A 16,813-nucleotide genomic window follows, 5' to 3' on the forward strand; every position below is an offset into this window, starting at 1 on the left:
TAGAACGACGATATATTTCTATATTAGAGCTACTTTAAAATTTGAACTTAATCATCCACTTTCCGAGTTTTTTCTACAATAATGTACTCATTTGGAATATATAATCAACAGAAATACTATAAGCCTATTGCAGAGCTCTTAGTCGTTATAAAATTGTATGATCAACTTGATATTGTTGATAAAAATATTAGAGAACCTAATTTTTTTGAAAAGAACCCAGATTATCCCTACTCTATCCAAGATGCTCAGAAATACCGTGATGAATTATACAATGAAGTAGTAGAAAACTTAGAAAAAGCCATAAATCAGTGCACCTCTATTGGTCTTTTTAAACAATATCAAAGATCTCCGAACTCAAATAAAAAAATAGAGAACTTACCTGTTATATGTAAAGGGCATACCTTATTAAACAATACAAAGTTACTTAAAAAATTAAATGGTTCAGCATTAAATACTGAGGGAAATTTAAAAAAGAAATATAATTTTGAAGCTATTGATCACAAAATTTTGGAACTTCTCAAGCAAGACAAATTCAGAAAGAAATTTAAAAGCAAGAATACTGCTGCTGAGAAAATAGCAGACGAAATTGCAAGGGACATAGAACTTTTCATGGAAAATGACCGTGCCAAAAACAAACACAATCAGCACATCAAGCTAGAGAACTTACCAGTTAGAATTCTAAAAATAATCCAGAACAATCCTGAACTTCACGAGCATTTAATAAATAAGTAACTGATTTTAATAGTTAATATTTTTTTATAAACTACTTGGGAGACTAATAACTAATTCTACAATCAAGTGTAAATTTATTGTCATTAGACGACATCCTTTCTGCTTCAAGGTAGCCGTTTAATTTAATGGGCTTTTTCCCCATAACTAAATCAACATTTAGGACAGTAAGTATGTACACAGCAATATTTAAAAAACCTTCGGGTTCATCACAAGGTCAAAGTATAAAACCTCGATCAGGCCGAACCTCTGAATTAAGGATAATATTACTATTAAGTATCTATTATCCCAATAGGTGTACTACTTATCATCTGGGTAGTTTGTATATACCTATTTCAGTAGTGTTATACAAAACACTACTGATTATTAATCAGTATAGATTTAACTGCTATAAAGCTAAGGGGTACACTCATGCCTCTTAAACCTTACAAAGCGCAAACACCTGCGATTGTTTATCCTCTCATTAGTGATGGTGCATTTGAACTTCTGCCATCATCAGAGATTGAACAGACCATTTTATATCGTGACCACCGATTGAAATGTATGCTCAATATAGTGTCATTCGTCAGGGAATGTTTAAACGCAAAGCGAATTTGCAGCCAAAGTTGAACCCGATGATTTCAACGTATTTAAGGGTTTCTTTTACTACGCTCAGTGGATAAGACCATTTGTGCCTGTCTTTGATGATATTGCAGGCATTGATCTTAGTTACCTGAAAGACTTTATAGTCTGTGAAGAAATATTATGTTTCTTCAAAGCAAAAGAACTTTTAAATACCGAATTAGATCTGATTGGGTTATTTGAACAACCAAATTCCCAACCTCTTGTGCATATACAGCAAAGAGCAGATTTATTAAATCAATTCGTTCAACTGATTCGTGAGCAAATGGGTAGCACTATAGTAAAAAATGTTATCCGAAAACGTGAGGAAAAGGCTAAACAAAACTTAAAGTCTTGTCGTAAAGCGATAAACCAATGCTTTGCCAAATTCAGCAAACTTTTGGTTATACGTGTTGATTTTGCCTTTAAGCCACCTTTAGAGAACTTAACCCCTTATTGCCCAGATGAACTGCAACACCCCTTTCATTCTGAAAATGCCTTGCAATCTTTAAAAAAGCTGATTGCACAGTTATTAGGGAATAGAAGGCATAACAAAATATTGAACCAAATCAAGGGTTATATTTTGAAGTTTGAACATGGGTTAAAAAAGGGCTTTCACGTCCACGCTCTGTTTTTTATGGATGGCAATTTACATCAAAGTGATGGGTATTTTGCACATGAAATTACCAAGTACTGGAAAAAGCTTACGAACAATCAAGGCTGCACTTATAACTGCCACATGGCAAAAGACAAATACAAAACTCTATGTATAGGAATGATTGACCACACAGATACCGCAAAGCAAAAGGCGTTAGATGATTGTGTTCAATATTTCTGTAAAAAGGAACAGTACTTCATGTTTAACAAACTAAATAGCGTTAGAACAATTCAAATTAGTCAGCCACCTCAACGACGCTCAAATGCTGGCCGTCCAAGAAAAGTGGTTAAAACAGTTAACGCAACTTTGCTGAATAGCAGTGATAAAGGGGGATTCTAATGCTGACTAAAAAAGATCTTTCAGTAGCTCATACTGCATATTTTTGTAGCACTGGTGCGCGATTAGCTCTACCACATCCAAGTCCATCTGATATTTATCAAGCAACATCACTTATTGGAAAAGCATCTGCTAAAAGCATTGAAAAAGCCCTTAAAGGCTCAAATGTCTCTATTATGCAAGCAATACAAACAATTCCTTGGCTGAATAATGCACCATGGTTTAATGGCAATATGTCAAATATTAGCCTGAATCCATATAATGCAAACTTAGGTAATCTAGCTTATGAGCATGGCTTAATTCAGCAAAATCAAACTGCTACCATTAATCCACTTGCTGTATCTTATTTATCTGAGCATTTCCAATATCGCATACAAACAATTGAATTTACTAAGAGCCTTATCGAATGGTCTAAGCCTTTTGAAGGCTCAAAGCAAGAATTGGATACAACATTTCGAAATATTGAAAGAAGCTCTTCTGGTTTTGAGCTTCAAGAGTTCTGCCTTAATTATGATACGGATCAAAATAATACTATACATCTTAATGGGTTAGAGAAATTTATCAGTAATGAACTAAAAATTCAGCTGAATCAGATCGAGCCTGATAAATGTTTAGCCATTTTATTAAAGAAAGAACCTTGTTTAAACAAGCGCATGAATTTGCGCTATATCGTGATCTTGCAGAAAGATTACATTGATGAACCATCAGGGTTTACAGACCTAAGCTTCTTTCAAAGTATAAAAAATACTGTTGAATCAAATAGCTGCTATTACTTCAACTATGATTCTGGATGCCTAAATGGGTTTCTTGCTAACAACCGTTTTAGTAAGAAAAACCCAAATTACAGAGAACGGATCAGATGTCTAAAAAGCTATCTTATAGGTACAGATGCATTATATAGAGTAGATGGACTACAGACTTCTCTTGAGATTTTGTACTCAAAATTTGTCTAATAGGATTGAAAATCTAATAATGGGAATGTTTCAGCTTACCACTGCTGACTACCTATTTATGAAATATCGCTCTATGACCGTTGAACTGATGACAATAGTTTCCGACTATTACCCTCATCTTAGTAAAGCTGAAGCACTGAGAAAGGCTAATAATCAAGAATTCCCTTTCTCAGTGTTTAAAATAGATCAAAGTAAACGTGCACCTTTTTTGGTGCACATTAAAGATCTAGCAGATATTTTAGACAGTAAGTATTCAGAAGCTTCAAAAGATTATGCTACGTTTCATCGATGAGGCGTAGCACCTCTTCTAACTGCATAGTATTTCTCCTTGCCTTCACCGAAACATAACGCTGTAAACTGCTCCAAGAATCATGCAGACTTACTTTCTGAATCTCAGGAATAGTAAAGCTCTGTTCAGCTAGTCGAGTACATCCCTCATGTCTCAAATCATGAAAGCGTAGATCATCAATACCCAACATTCGGCACGCTTCTCTAAACTCTTTACCTAAGCTTTTGGGATTCAATGGCAACAATAAGTTTTCATCATGCCCAAGCTTCAACATTCGTTCACGAACTTCAGACTGCTTTAATCTTTTAATCATTTCCTTACAAGGATTAAGGACATCGAATGATTTATGATTACCTTTGGAGCCATTTGGATTTTTTAGATCATGCACTTTCCATGTTGAATGATGTGAATCATAATCTCGAAGAAATAATCGTGTTAATTCAGCTTCACGTCTGCATGAGAAAATAGCAAACCACATAATCAAATGCATTGGATACTTAGAACCGTAACGGTTTAGCTTCCATCGTTCTGTAAAATATTTCGTTAATGCAATCAATTCATCCGTTGAAGGGAGTCGATCTCTTTTTTGACTTGAGGAAATTTGACGTGTTTTTCTTAACTGAGCCGTAGCCTTATCAAAGCCATTTAAATCAATATCTATTTCCCACATAACAGCAGCATGAGAAAGCACACCACGGATATGTAAAAGCTCATGTTGCTGCGTACTAGTCGCAATAGGTTCAAGTTCTAGATGAGGTACTCCTCCCTTCCTTAAGGCAACATGCTCGGCTAAATGTACTGATTTTATTTTTGTGATAATATTGCGCGCAATTGGTAGCTTCTTAATTAAGAGCAGAGAATAGCGTTTCGTCCTTCCGTACTCGCTCCCGACTTCATCCAAATATTTATCTATGGCATCTGCTAAGGTCAGATCAATGAGCTTTTCTTTGCCAAGCAAAATATCAGGATTTTCTTGAATTTCGACTTCTCGTTTCTTAACCCAGTTTTCAGCTAACTTCTTTGAATGAAATGTTTTACTTTCAGAGAACGTAGGAAAGCCCTTTCGATTGATTCGAATCGCAGCACGATAGTTAACTTTACCATCTGTACCTTTCCTTGCTGTAATTGACCCCATAATTTACACCACAACCTGTTTTTTTGATTATGGTGTAAAATTTGGTGTAAATGCAAACTGATTAGCTCACCTAAATACAGGTTAAAACAGATTCGCGCAGGTTGCGAAATACAGATTAAAGGTATGATTTTTAATGACTATTAACAAAAACATTGAAAACACTCAATCTCCGCGAATCAGCGTAGCCCCGATGATGGATTGGACCACCAAGGATTACCGTTTTTTTGCCCGCCTGTTTAACCCCAATGTCATTCTATACACAGAGATGGTGACCACTGGCGCAATTATTCATGGTGATGCCAAACGCCATTTAGACTTTAACAATCAAGAACATCCAATCGTTTTACAACTCGGCGGCTCCAATCCTAAAGACTTATCCACTTGCACAAAGATGGCACAAGACTGGGGCTATGATGAGGTCAATTTAAACGTTGGCTGCCCAAGTGACCGTGTACAAAACAATAAAATTGGTGCCTGCCTCATGGCAGAACCTGACCTCGTTGCAGAATGTATCGCTGAAATGCGCAATGCAGTAAATATTCCTGTCACCGTGAAACATCGTATCGGCATTGATGATATGCACTCTTATGAAGAAATGCTGCATTTTGTCGATACCGTCGCTAAAACAGGTTGTGATAATTTTATCGTGCATGCGCGTATTGCGTTATTGCAGGGTTTATCTCCAAAAGAAAACCGTGAGGTTCCACCGCTGCGTTATGAAGATGTCTATCGTTTAAAGCAAGAACGCCCAAATCTACTGATTGAAATTAACGGCGGGATTAAAACCTTTGCTGAAACACAGGAACATCTCAAACATGTGGATGGTGTGATGATTGGTCGTGAGGCCTATCACAATCCGTACCTTTTGGCTGAACTGGGTCAATTGTGGAATTTAGACCTGCCTAATCGTTTTGATATCATCAATCAAATGCTGCCTTATATTGCTCAGCGTATGGCTGAGGGTGCTCCTTTATCGATTATCACCCGTCATATTCTGGGATTATTTCAAAACCTTCCGGGTGCTCGAAAGTGGCGTCAAGCTTTAAGTGGTGGTAATGCCAAGACGTTTGCCGATGTAGAAAATGCAATTATAAACATCAAAGAAGCGATGCAACGCACTGAGGATTACTTAAAAGAACAGTCGGTTTAATCGTAATTGAATATTTACACCATTCAAAAATTCTGCATTATGCCAATCTTTTGAATACAACGATGATCTGTACAGATCATCGTTGTAAATGATGCAGCAAATACTCAGTACTTTTCTGTATCACCTCATCTGCATTTTGACTCCATACCATCACCACATCGGACAAGCTATTTGCAGCCTGCAAAGGAATAAGCTTCACCTGTTCTGGCAAAATCTCTGTAAATTCTTCAGGAACAATACAAACTCCAATTTCAGCAGCAACCAATTGAAGTTGGGACACTTTACGGGATTGAATGGGCGCTTTCTTTGGGGTAAAACCTGCACTGAGACAAAGGTTTGAGACTAAATAACTCAGTCCACCCCGTTCAGCATGCGGTGTCGAGACAAAATTTTCATGCCTTAACTGCTGAATTTTGATGCTTTTTTCTATGGCTAACCTATGGTTTAGATGTAACGCGACATATAAAGGCTCATGGTAGAGCTTTACCACATGTAACTCATCAAGGTGATTTAAAACAGGGGGACGAATAAAACCGACATCAATATGACCCGTCTTGAGCGCTAGAACCTGATCTTCTGAAGATAAAGTATTGAGTTCAAAATGAACCTCGAGATCCCTTGAAGCTTGGTCAAACACTTTGACTTTTTCCAAGCTCATTGTAACGGTACTTGAGTGTGCAATTTTAATGAGTCGATTTTTCCCATTTGCGATATCTTTAGAATTTTCAATAATATGTTCTAAGTTCAGCACATTATTTTTAAGCTGAGCATAAAAAAAATGCCCCGCTTTGGTCAGCTTTATTTTTTTATCACTCCGATCAAAAATTTCAAAACCAACTTCTTCTTCCAAAAGCTTGATCTGTCGACTCAACGCCGATTGGGCAATGAATAACTTTTCAGAAGCCGCGATAAAGCCACCCTCCTCGACAATGCTAATCAGATAATTAAATTGCTTAAGTGTTGCCATTATCATCTCAAAATTAGATCAAACCTTATTTTTTCTATATTAGATGAGATCAATTAATTTAACTACACTTGACTTAAAGAGACTTCGATAAGAGAAAAAGCATGAGTTTATCCAAACAAATACTGGTGTTAGTTTGCATTATCAGCGCTTTGGTTTTACTCCATCTTTATGATGGTTTTATTGCGAAACGAACCGGGAAAAGTACCCAGCCACTTGAATTAATTTCTTTACAAGACTGATGATATCGAGGCTTCAGCTATATTCATTCGGCTTTGTATAGAAAAAGTCTCGACTGTTTACGATCTCTAGCAACCCCATGACCCTCTATAATTGTGCAAAAAAATTTGATTCTAGGCGTATGCCAGATTTCACTAAAGCATGCTTTTCTATATTGGTGCGACATGAGGTTTTTCTGACTGAAAATCATCAAGATACTCAATACATTTCCTTGTAATGTTGTATCTCAAAACAGCATCTTTTTAAAAAGATGTTCTCTTGCACCACGTTTTTCAATTCATTTACAGGCGTTTTTATTTTAAGAATCAGATAATTAAAAAAAGTTCTTTTTTCTATTCATCTAAATTTTTTATCATCTATGGGCGACATAACTAAATTGATTTATGTCGCCCAATTAAACCTAAAATTAGTCTTATTGCTTCGCTTTGATGTGATCTAATTTTTTCAGTACTTCTGCAACCGCAATCATGGCAAAACTAGACGTCACTACGACTGCCGAACCATAACCTCCACAGCGTAAACCAGCACTTGGGCAAACATCGGCGCTGGAAAATGGATTATCAATCGAATACACACAGGTAATCCCAAACTTTTCTTTTGGTTTTTTACAAATGCCTTTAGAACGAAGTTGTGTGCGTAATTTTGCCAACATTGGGTCTTGTTCCGTTTTAGATAAATCTGCGACCCGAATTTTCAGTGGATCAAGCTTACCGCCTGCTCCTCCCGAAACAATTAACGGAATTTTATTAAAACGACAATGTAACATCAGCGCCAACTTGGCTTTGACATCATCAATGCAGTCTAGAATTAAATCAGGAGCATTGTTTAATAATTCTTTGACATTGTCTGGGGTTAAATAATCATCGATCAGATTAATTTTAATTTTCGGATTAATTGAACGACAACGTTCTGCCATGACTTCAATTTTTTCACAGCCCAATGTTGAGGTCATCGCAGGTAATTGACGATTAATATTTGATGCAGCAACCACATCCATATCGACCAAGGTCAACTCACCAATACCTGTGCGCGCCAAGGCTTCCACCGCCCAAGAACCAACGCCGCCAATTCCAATCACCATAACATGGCTTTGTTCATACCCTTGAAATGCTGGTTCTCCATAAATTTTAGCTACGCCAGCAAAACGGCGGTCATATTCATCATCTAGGAGTAAATCAGTCATAGGGAGATCAAATCAGAAAAATTATCGCGAGCATTTTATCAAATTCAATTTAAAAGTTGCGGATTAATATTCAGTCCATGCACTTGGGAACTGGATTGCATCAGCTTTATTTGCATTCAATACATAAGTCTTACGTTGATTCATGGGCAGTTGATCTGAAGATGGCGACAAAGTGCGAATATAGTGATATTTCATACGCCATGTATTCGCTTGTAGATATTCAATATTTAGCACCAATTTTTCGAGGTCATGACAATGTTCCCCTGACTGGGCATAATCTTGTTCCGAGAAACAGGCTCGAATCATTCTTGAGACAGAAAATGGAATATTCTGAAAAATCTGTTGGTATTTGCCCTGAGGATTGAGCTGTAAAAAGTCTGCCGCTTCTTCCGTCATGCCCCCACCTGAGTACATTTCATCCCAACGCTGAATCAGGGCAATACTGTAATCTGTATCATTGACTGGAAATAACACTGGATAAAGATGTAAAGCATCGGCTCGAACAAATTTACCATTTTCATCGAGTAAATCTTCTGGCGCGACAGGACCATCCACCGTCCAATGTGGATTCTGCGTCAGCGGTCGGTAATCTGAAAAATCCCAATGATTGCGTAATTGATAACTTTGTGCATTTTTTTCTAGCTCAAAGAGTTTCAATTTGGCAATCACATAATGATGTTTAGGCTGATTCGGAACCTGATAGAGTTGCCAAGTCGCATCGGAATTACAGGAAATCTTGAGCTGAGAACAAATACTTTCTCGCTGCGCCTGCGTAATTTTTTGTGGTTTTAATATCTGGGCTTGCGGTTTTGCATGGCCCCAAACTGGAAATAGGCATACACATCCTGCCAATAAAAATTTCAACATAAATTCAATCTTGTTCCGTCGTTTAATCTATACAAAAGGAGCCTTAGACTTCGTATCATAAGGCTCCTTGTAAGGGATCGCGTTGCTATATCAACTCGCAATTAAATGTCGCAACACATAATGCAGAATCCCACCAGCTTTGAAATATTCAACTTCGTTGAGGGTATCAATACGACATAACACAGGGAACGAATCGCGTGAGCCATCGGTTCGAGTGACTTCCACTTCAAAGGTTTGATGTGGTGCCAAATCATCCGACAAACCTAGAATCGAAATACTTTCATGCCCTGTCAGATTTAAACTGTGTCGGTTCTGATCAGACATAAACTGCAATGGCAACACGCCCATGCCAACCAGATTTGAACGGTGAATCCGCTCAAAACTTTCAGCAATAACAGCTTTTACCCCAAGTAAATTGGTACCTTTCGCTGCCCAATCACGGGAAGAGCCTGTGCCATATTCTTTACCTGCAATAATCACCAACGGCGTGCCTTGCTGTTGATACAGCATGGCAGCATCATAAATTGCCAGTTTTTCACCGCTTGGAATATGCAACGTATTGCCGCCTTCTTCTCCACCTAACATTTCATTTTTAATACGGATATTGGCAAATGTGCCGCGCATCATAACTTCATGATTACCGCGACGTGAACCATAGGAGTTAAAATCATTCGGCTCTACGCCATGCTCTTGCAGATAGCGGCCAGCAGGGCTGTCTTTTTTAATATTACCTGCGGGGGAAATATGGTCGGTGGTGACCGAATCTCCAAGCACTGCCAGTATTCGCGCATGCTCAATATTATGTAATGAATTCAGGGGTTGCCCAATATCTGCAAAAAATGGCGGATGGCGGATATAGGTAGAATGCTCGTCCCATGCATAAGTCTGACTTTGTGGAATTTGAATCGCCTTCCAACTGGCATCGCCTTCAAATACCGCGGCATATTCTTTATGGAACATGTCGGTATTCACGTTCTGCAACACTTCATCTATTTCTGCCTGACTTGGCCAAATGTCTTTTAAATAGACCGCTTCGCCATGTATATCCAATCCAATCGGTTGGGTGGTTAAATCTACACGAATATTCCCTGCCAAACCAAAAGCAATCACCAAAGGCGGTGAAGCCAACCAATTGGTTTTCACCAAAGGATGTACTCGCCCTTCAAAATTACGATTGCCCGATAACACTGAAGCAACGTTTAAATCATAACAATTGATGGCTTCTTCAATTGCTTCAGGTAAAGGCCCCGAATTACCAATACAGGTGGTACAACCGTAACCAACCAAGTTATAACCCAACTGATCGAGATAAGGCGTTAAACCTGCGGCATTCAGATAGTCCGTTACCACTTTAGAACCGGGAGCCAAGGAGCTTTTCACCCAAGGTTTGCGTTGTAGACCTTTTTCAATGGCTTTTTTCGCAAGCAGACCTGCCGCCAACATCACACTTGGATTAGACGTATTGGTACAGGAGGTAATGGCTGAAATCACCACATCGCCATGTACCAATGGATACTGCTTACCATCGATTTCACAGAATGCACTTTCATGCGTGATATTGGATTTTTGCGCATCAACCGCTGTACCACCGCCCCCTTCATTTTCTAAACGTGCTTTATCTTCTTTGGCAGGTTTTAAACTCAGCTCCATTAAAGCATCAAAAGTTTGTGGTACATCTGCCAGTAAAACCCGATCTTGTGGACGTTTAGGACCCGCAACACTCGCAGCAACCGTCGACATATCAAGGCTTAAAGTATCGGTGAACACAGGTTCATCTCCTGCATTTCGCCATAAGCCCTGTTCTTTACAATACGCTTCGACCAAAGCGATGCGTTCATCACTACGTCCTGTTAAGCGCATATAGGCCAGCGTCACTTCATCAATAGGGAAAAAGCCACAGGTTGCCCCATATTCAGGTGCCATATTGGCAATGGTGGCACGGTCAGCCAAAGGCAAATCCGCGAGTCCATCACCATAAAATTCAACAAATTTACCCACCACGCCTTTTTGACGCAGCATTTGCGTGATGGTAAGAACCAAATCCGTAGCCGTTATGCCCTCGCGCAATTTGCCCGTGAGTTTGAAACCAATCACTTCAGGAATGAGCATGGAAATAGGTTGTCCTAACATGGCAGCTTCGGCTTCAATTCCGCCCACACCCCAACCTAAGACCCCCAAACCATTAATCATCGTGGTATGTGAATCTGTACCCACCAAGGTATCTGGGAAGGCATAGGTTTGCCCGTCTGATTCACCTAGCCATACCGCTTGCGCTAAATATTCCAGATTCACCTGATGGCAAATCCCCGTTCCCGGCGGAACCACACTAAAGTTATTGAACGCCGATTGTCCCCAACGCAGGAACTGATAACGCTCACCATTACGCTGCATTTCAATTTCAACATTTTCAGCAAAGGCACGATTACTGGCAAAATGATCAACCATCACCGAGTGGTCAATGATCAAATCAACTGGAGATAAAGGATTAATTATATTCGGATCTCGTCCAGCTTGTGCGACTGCTGCTCGCATGGCGGCTAAATCGACCACCGCAGGTACACCTGTAAAATCCTGCATGAGGACTCGCGCAGGGCGATACTGAATTTCTTGTTCCGAGCTTCGGGTTTGCTGCCATTCCACAATCGCCAAAATATCATCTGCTTTGACCGTTACACCATCTTCAAAGCGCAATAAATTTTCTAATAAGACTTTAAGTGATTTGGGTAGTTTAGACAGTTCTCCCAGTTGTGGCTGGGCTTGTGCCAAACTAAAAATCTGATAAGTTTTGGAACCGACTGTAAAGGATTGTAATGCATTAAAACTATTGATTTTACTATACTTTGCCATAGGTGGATCCTCCGGCGTGCATGGTTGTTTTTTATTCCATTGTTCTTTTTATAATGTAGGTCAAATCGTTGGTTTTAATGTTGTGGATTAGTAATTTCCCACCCACTTTATTTGAATTTTACAACCGCAAACACTGCTGCGTATTTTGCCAAAGCTGCTCTGCCAAGTCGGTTTCATCGCACTGCAAAGTCTGCGCTAAACCCTTTAATACATAAGGTAAATTGGCAGGAGTATTGCGCGTTCGTTGTTGGGTTGAAACTTGACAACACAGCGGCGTCATATCAGGGCAATCGGTTTCCAACACCAAATGTTCGGCACCAATTTCCTGTACCACCCGATGCAGTTTTTTCGCGTTCGGATTGGTAATTTGCCCTGTGATGCCAATTTTAAACCCCATTTTAATGAAGGCTTTGGCTTCTTCGACCCCACCACTAAAGGCATGGGCAATACCACCGAATTGAAATTTTTGCTTTTTTAACAACGCCAGACTTTCTGCATGGGCTTTACGAATATGTAACAACACTGGCTTTTGGTAATACAGCGCCAGTTCTAGTTGCTGTTGAAAATAATCCTGTTGTTTGGCAAATAATTCGGGCTGCTTATGCTCGGCTAAAAAAGTATCTAACCCAATTTCCCCAATGGCAATACAATCACGCTGTTGTAAGAGTAATTCGAGTTGCTGTAAATGCTCAAGTCGATGTTGTTGAATATAAAAAGGGTGTAAACCCGGTGCTAAATAAGCCTTCGGTGCTTCTGACAAATGATTTATAACCTGTTGAGTTTTTAGCAAATCAGGGAATCGTGAAGCGACAAAACCGATTAAGACCAAAGCCTCCACCCCTGCCGCTTTGGCTTGAGACGCCAGATATTCCCGATCTGGATCAAAATCAGGAACATCAAAATGAGTATGGGTATCAAATAAACGCAGCGGCATATTCAAACCTATTACTTGCTTGGCTCGCTGGCAGCACGCGCAACTGCTTCAGTGGCAAACTCAGGTAGGTATGGTTTTTTTAGAATCGTCTGCAATTGCTCATAGGGTATGGTTAAGCGCGGCAAACCGACCACATACGGTCCAATTTCATATTCACCATACTGTAAAATTAAACCTTGCTTACTCAAATAATAATTATCACTCAGTTTAAACTTCCATGCCTGTTCATATTCAGAGACATTATTGGCCAGTTTCGACTCAATCACCCAAGTTTTAAAAGCTTCATGCGCTTGATTTTCTAATGCTGCCAACTGATTGGGTGCCAAGATTTCATTCAGCTTGACCAGTTTTTTCTGTTCTAAATCAAAATTATAATATTGTTGCGAAGATGAACCATGCGCCCCCCCCAAGTAACTACTGCTGTTTAATACCACCGTAACCAATGGACCTTTGGCATTGAGAATGGTCGGCTTAATCATCACACTAATTTTATGACTTGAACTTAGCGCTTTAATCTCTTGATCTAATTTTAAAAAAGCTTGGGTATACGGCTGTAATTGCTGTTCGAGCTGTTGTTTCACTGTTGCTGCCTGAACCACAGCTTGTGATGCTGCCACTTCCGATGCTTTCGCGGTCGATGCCGATTCATCTACAGCGAACTCAGGAGAAACTGCCAAAATCTGCTCGACCTGTTTCAGAATTTCAGCATCTATATACGCATCTATAAATGGCTGATTACTACTGAGTCGCTCAATGGTCATTTCTGGGCAGTTATTGTCGTCACATGCAGGTAAATTGAGCTGTAGTTTTTCCGAATCGCCAATCAATTGACTCGCTTGTTCTTGCGCCAATGTCGATGATGCCGCAGTCTCTGGTTGTTCCGATTCAACTTTTTTAGGCTGACACGCTGTCATCAGTATGGCTGTCGTCAATACACTTGCCGCCCAAATCACTTTCTTTGTTGTCATTTGACTCAACCCTATTTTCATTTTCTCACTCGACATATCACACCTATTCAGGCTTCAATCCCGCTTACTAAAACATATTCCGATAAAGATCTGCTTTTAAAACCTGTTGCGTTTGTGCTTTGCTTAAGTAAATGTCCAATTGCTTACCCTCTTGGGCAATTTGCTGGCTACGGTAATGTACGCCAATACCTTCACTGTCAAAGAACCAATCCGCTTGCCCCCAATACAATTTTTTTGGCGCCTTCTGTCTTGCTTCGGCAGTTTGTTGTTTTAACCAATCCTGATAGGCTTTTTGCACAATCTCGTTCATATAAACTTGCTGCTTTGGTTCAACAATGTCAAGTAAGGACAGACCTTTCTGCAATTTTCGATCTGCAACAGCAAAGTAGTAATGCTCATCAACCTTGACGTCTTCTTGTTTACTGTTCACACCCACTTGTAACAACACATATTCATTTCGTTGATAGGCAATACGGGTATACAGTGCCAATTGATAAGCAGGATTCTTCGAGTATTTCGCCTGCCAATCATCCGATTTTTTCACATATGCATTGATGGCTTGTTGCAAACTCATGTTTTGCTTTAAGCCTATTTGATCTTGAATCACCAGGGCTTGGGTTTTTGCCATCCAACTATTCAACCATTGGTCTTGGGTTTCAAGGGTTTGAATATCAATATCAATGCAATTTTTAGTTTCACAAAAGGGCAACGCAATTTTAGCAGGCTGCTGTTTAATATGCAGATAAGGCAGGACTTCCGCTTGATCCTGCTTCAAAATGGAGGCTGCTGATTTTTGTTGTTCATCTTGTGGCTGTTTCGATGAATCACACGCGGACAAAGAAAGTCCTGTACATAGCAAAAGAGCAATTTGAATGATGTTGTTGTTCTTCATTTCGACCACACGCTAGGCTACCTCAACGGTAACGTCACCAATAAAAAAGAAATACCATGTAAAAACAGCCTCCGAAAAGAGGCTGTTTTGTTTAGTTTAGTGTTCGCGTGTATTACGGAACACAATGTCTGGATAACGCTCTTGCATTAACTGTAAATTGACACGACTTGGTGCTAAATACGTTAAATGCCCGCCTCCATCAACAGAGAGTTGATCATGTGCCTTTTTCTTAAATTCATTGAATTTTTTGTCATCATCACATGACACCCAACGAACCGTATTAATACTTACAGGCTCATAAACGCAATCAACTTTGTATTCTTCTTTCAAACGGTATGCAACCACTTCAAACTGAAGCACCCCTACAGCCCCTACAATCAAGTCATTGCTGTTTTGCGGCATGAAGACTTGTGTTGCACCTTCTTCTGAAAGTTCTTTTAAGCCTTTTTGTAGTTGCTTCGACTTTAAAGGATCTTTCAAACGCACGCGGCGGAACATTTCAGGTGCAAAGTGTGGAATACCGGTAAATTGCAGTTTTTCGCCCGAAGTAAAGGTATCGCCAATTTGGATGGTGCCATGGTTATGTAAACCAATAATGTCCCCTGGCCACGCTTCTTCTAGGTGCTGACGATCCCCTGCCAAAAAGGTCAAAGCATCGCTAATACGCACATCTTTATCTAAACGTACATGCTTCATTTTCAAGCCTTTTTCATATTTGCCTGAACAAATACGCATAAAAGCAATACGGTCACGGTGTTTCGGATCCATATTGGCCTGAATTTTAAAGACAAAACCAGTGAAACCTTCTTCAGTCGCTTCAACTTTACGGTCTTGAGTCGGGTGTGCTTTCGGTTCAGGCGCATAGTTGCTAAATGCATCTAACACATGGTCTACACCAAAGTTACCCAGTGCCGTACCAAACAACACAGGGGTTTGACGGCCCGCCAAAAATGCTTCACGGTCCAATGGTTCATTCGCCATTTGAACCAGTTCTAAAGACTCTTCAAATGCGGCCCAAGCCAGCTCCCCTACTTTTTCACGGAGGTCTGCATAATCATAGCCATCTCGGATTTCAATCTCAGTAATAGTTGAACCAAAACCCGCTTTATACACATAAAATTTTTCTTCGATCAGGTTAAATACCCCAGCGAAGTCACGACCTGTGCCCAGTGGCCATGTAATTGGAACACATTTAATTTTTAAAACGTTTTCAATTTCATCTAACAGTTCTAAAGGCTCACGGATTTCGCGGTCCATTTTGTTCACAAATGAAATGATCGGTGTGTCACGCATACGACAGACTTCCATCAATTTGATGGTTCGGTCCTCAACCCCTTTTGCACCGTCAATCACCATGAGTGCTGAGTCAACCGCTGTCAAAGTACGATAAGTATCTTCCGAGAAATCTTCATGTCCTGGAGTATCCAGAAGATTGATCATCTTATCTTTATAGGGGAACTGCATCACCGATGTGGTAATCGAAATACCACGTTCTTTTTCCATTTCCATCCAGTCCGAGGTCGCAGCACGGTCCGATTTACGGCTTTTTACCATACCCGCCACCTGAATGGCCTTACCCCATAACAGCAGTTTTTCTGTCATGGTGGTTTTACCCGCATCGGGATGGGAAATAATAGCAAAAGTCCTACGAGCCTTTACTTCTCTGGCTAATTGTTCATTAAACATAAGAAAAATCTACAATATGTACACAGTTATGTACACATTTATAAATATGTACCTAAGCTGAAAAAAATAGGGATTCTAAAAATTAACAATATTGTATCAGATTTGAAAAGGATTTTACTGATTGTTGATATGTCTTGATGTATCCACAACACTAGACTTTTAGAATAATCGAACCACTATCATACGTTACTTCCTATGACGCACTTAAATGGTCACAGTGGTAGAGCCATACTTCATCTAAGCCTTTGCTTTGATGTTTTCCATAGTAGAGCACGATGCTCACTAGATCTCTTTCATAACTCATTTTTCATTCAATTCTAAGTTGTAAATTCCAGCAATTAAATTGAATCTTAAACCGAGCCTTTTCCCTCTATTTCGATAG

At 39.6% G+C, this 16,813-nt stretch carries 14 protein-coding genes; 5 read left to right on the top strand and 9 right to left on the bottom strand.

Going from position 1 to position 16,813, the window contains the following annotated elements; genetic code table 11:
* Positions 1 to 153 precede the first annotated feature (153 nt).
* The 4 genes from DCO44_RS16065 (at position 154) to DCO44_RS16090 (ending at position 3,568) form a co-directional block, all read left to right on the top strand.
* Complete coding sequence (locus DCO44_RS16065; protein ID WP_133243165.1) at positions 154 to 732, top strand: hypothetical protein; 579 nt, start codon at positions 154 to 156, stop codon at positions 730 to 732.
* Between the two features lie 667 nt (positions 733 to 1,399).
* Entirely contained in the window at positions 1,400 to 2,326 is a 927-nt protein-coding gene (locus DCO44_RS16080) for a YagK/YfjJ domain-containing protein (protein WP_116763663.1), read from the top strand.
* Positions 2,326 to 3,276, top strand: a complete 951-nt coding sequence (locus tag DCO44_RS16085; protein ID WP_116763664.1) for a hypothetical protein — start codon at positions 2,326 to 2,328, stop codon at positions 3,274 to 3,276. Before DCO44_RS16080 ends, DCO44_RS16085 begins: the two co-directional genes overlap by 1 nt.
* Positions 3,277 to 3,295: 19 nt before the next feature.
* Entirely contained in the window at positions 3,296 to 3,568 is a 273-nt protein-coding gene (locus tag DCO44_RS16090; protein WP_005059468.1) for a pyocin activator PrtN family protein, read from the top strand.
* Here the strand turns inward: DCO44_RS16090 and DCO44_RS16095 are convergent.
* Entirely contained in the window at positions 3,552 to 4,700 is a 1,149-nt protein-coding gene (locus tag DCO44_RS16095) for a site-specific integrase (protein ID WP_116763665.1), read from the bottom strand. The two genes, DCO44_RS16090 and DCO44_RS16095, sit on opposite strands and share 17 nt — an antisense overlap.
* 133 nt (positions 4,701 to 4,833) lie before the next feature.
* Here DCO44_RS16095 and dusA point away from each other — a divergent pair, with 133 nt between their 5' ends.
* The gene (gene dusA, locus DCO44_RS16100) at positions 4,834 to 5,850 is read left to right on the top strand and encodes a tRNA dihydrouridine(20/20a) synthase DusA (RefSeq protein WP_116763666.1); all 1,017 of its coding nucleotides are present in this window, start codon (positions 4,834 to 4,836) and stop codon (positions 5,848 to 5,850) included.
* A gap of 76 nt (positions 5,851 to 5,926) precedes the next feature.
* Here the strand turns inward: dusA and DCO44_RS16105 are convergent, their stop codons facing one another.
* The 8 genes from DCO44_RS16105 to DCO44_RS16140 all read right to left on the bottom strand — a co-directional run bounded on the left by DCO44_RS16105 (position 5,927) and on the right by DCO44_RS16140 (position 16,431).
* Complete coding sequence (locus DCO44_RS16105; RefSeq protein WP_116763667.1) at positions 5,927 to 6,817, bottom strand: LysR substrate-binding domain-containing protein; 891 nt, start codon at positions 6,815 to 6,817, stop codon at positions 5,927 to 5,929.
* Positions 6,818 to 7,466: 649 nt separating this feature from the next.
* Positions 7,467 to 8,237: a ThiF family adenylyltransferase gene (locus DCO44_RS16110; RefSeq protein WP_116763668.1), complete on the bottom strand. Its 771-nt coding sequence runs from the start codon at positions 8,235 to 8,237 to the stop codon at positions 7,467 to 7,469.
* A gap of 63 nt (positions 8,238 to 8,300) precedes the next feature.
* On the bottom strand, positions 8,301 to 9,104 hold the full coding sequence (locus DCO44_RS16115) for a hypothetical protein (RefSeq protein WP_116763669.1): 804 nt from the start codon (positions 9,102 to 9,104) through the stop codon (positions 8,301 to 8,303).
* Positions 9,105 to 9,194: 90 nt separating this feature from the next.
* Positions 9,195 to 11,951, bottom strand: coding sequence for an aconitate hydratase AcnA (gene acnA / locus DCO44_RS16120; protein WP_116763670.1), 2,757 nt, complete (start codon positions 11,949 to 11,951; stop codon positions 9,195 to 9,197).
* A gap of 118 nt (positions 11,952 to 12,069) precedes the next feature.
* Positions 12,070 to 12,885 carry a TatD family hydrolase gene (locus tag DCO44_RS16125; RefSeq protein ID WP_116763671.1) on the bottom strand — a complete coding sequence of 272 codons (816 nt, stop codon included), beginning with the start codon at positions 12,883 to 12,885 and terminating at the stop codon, positions 12,070 to 12,072.
* Between the two features lie 11 nt (positions 12,886 to 12,896).
* Positions 12,897 to 13,853 carry an RsiV family protein gene (locus DCO44_RS16130; protein WP_116763672.1) on the bottom strand — a complete coding sequence of 319 codons (957 nt, stop codon included), beginning with the start codon at positions 13,851 to 13,853 and terminating at the stop codon, positions 12,897 to 12,899.
* Between the two features lie 67 nt (positions 13,854 to 13,920).
* The gene (locus tag DCO44_RS16135; protein ID WP_116763673.1) at positions 13,921 to 14,745 is read right to left on the bottom strand and encodes a hypothetical protein; all 825 of its coding nucleotides are present in this window, start codon (positions 14,743 to 14,745) and stop codon (positions 13,921 to 13,923) included.
* A gap of 96 nt (positions 14,746 to 14,841) precedes the next feature.
* Positions 14,842 to 16,431 carry a peptide chain release factor 3 gene (locus tag DCO44_RS16140; RefSeq protein WP_116763674.1) on the bottom strand — a complete coding sequence of 530 codons (1,590 nt, stop codon included), beginning with the start codon at positions 16,429 to 16,431 and terminating at the stop codon, positions 14,842 to 14,844.
* Positions 16,432 to 16,813: the final 382 nt, after the last annotated feature.

Source organism: Acinetobacter sp. AM (genome assembly GCF_003105055.1).
Classification (GTDB): domain Bacteria; phylum Pseudomonadota; class Gammaproteobacteria; order Pseudomonadales; family Moraxellaceae; genus Acinetobacter; species Acinetobacter tibetensis.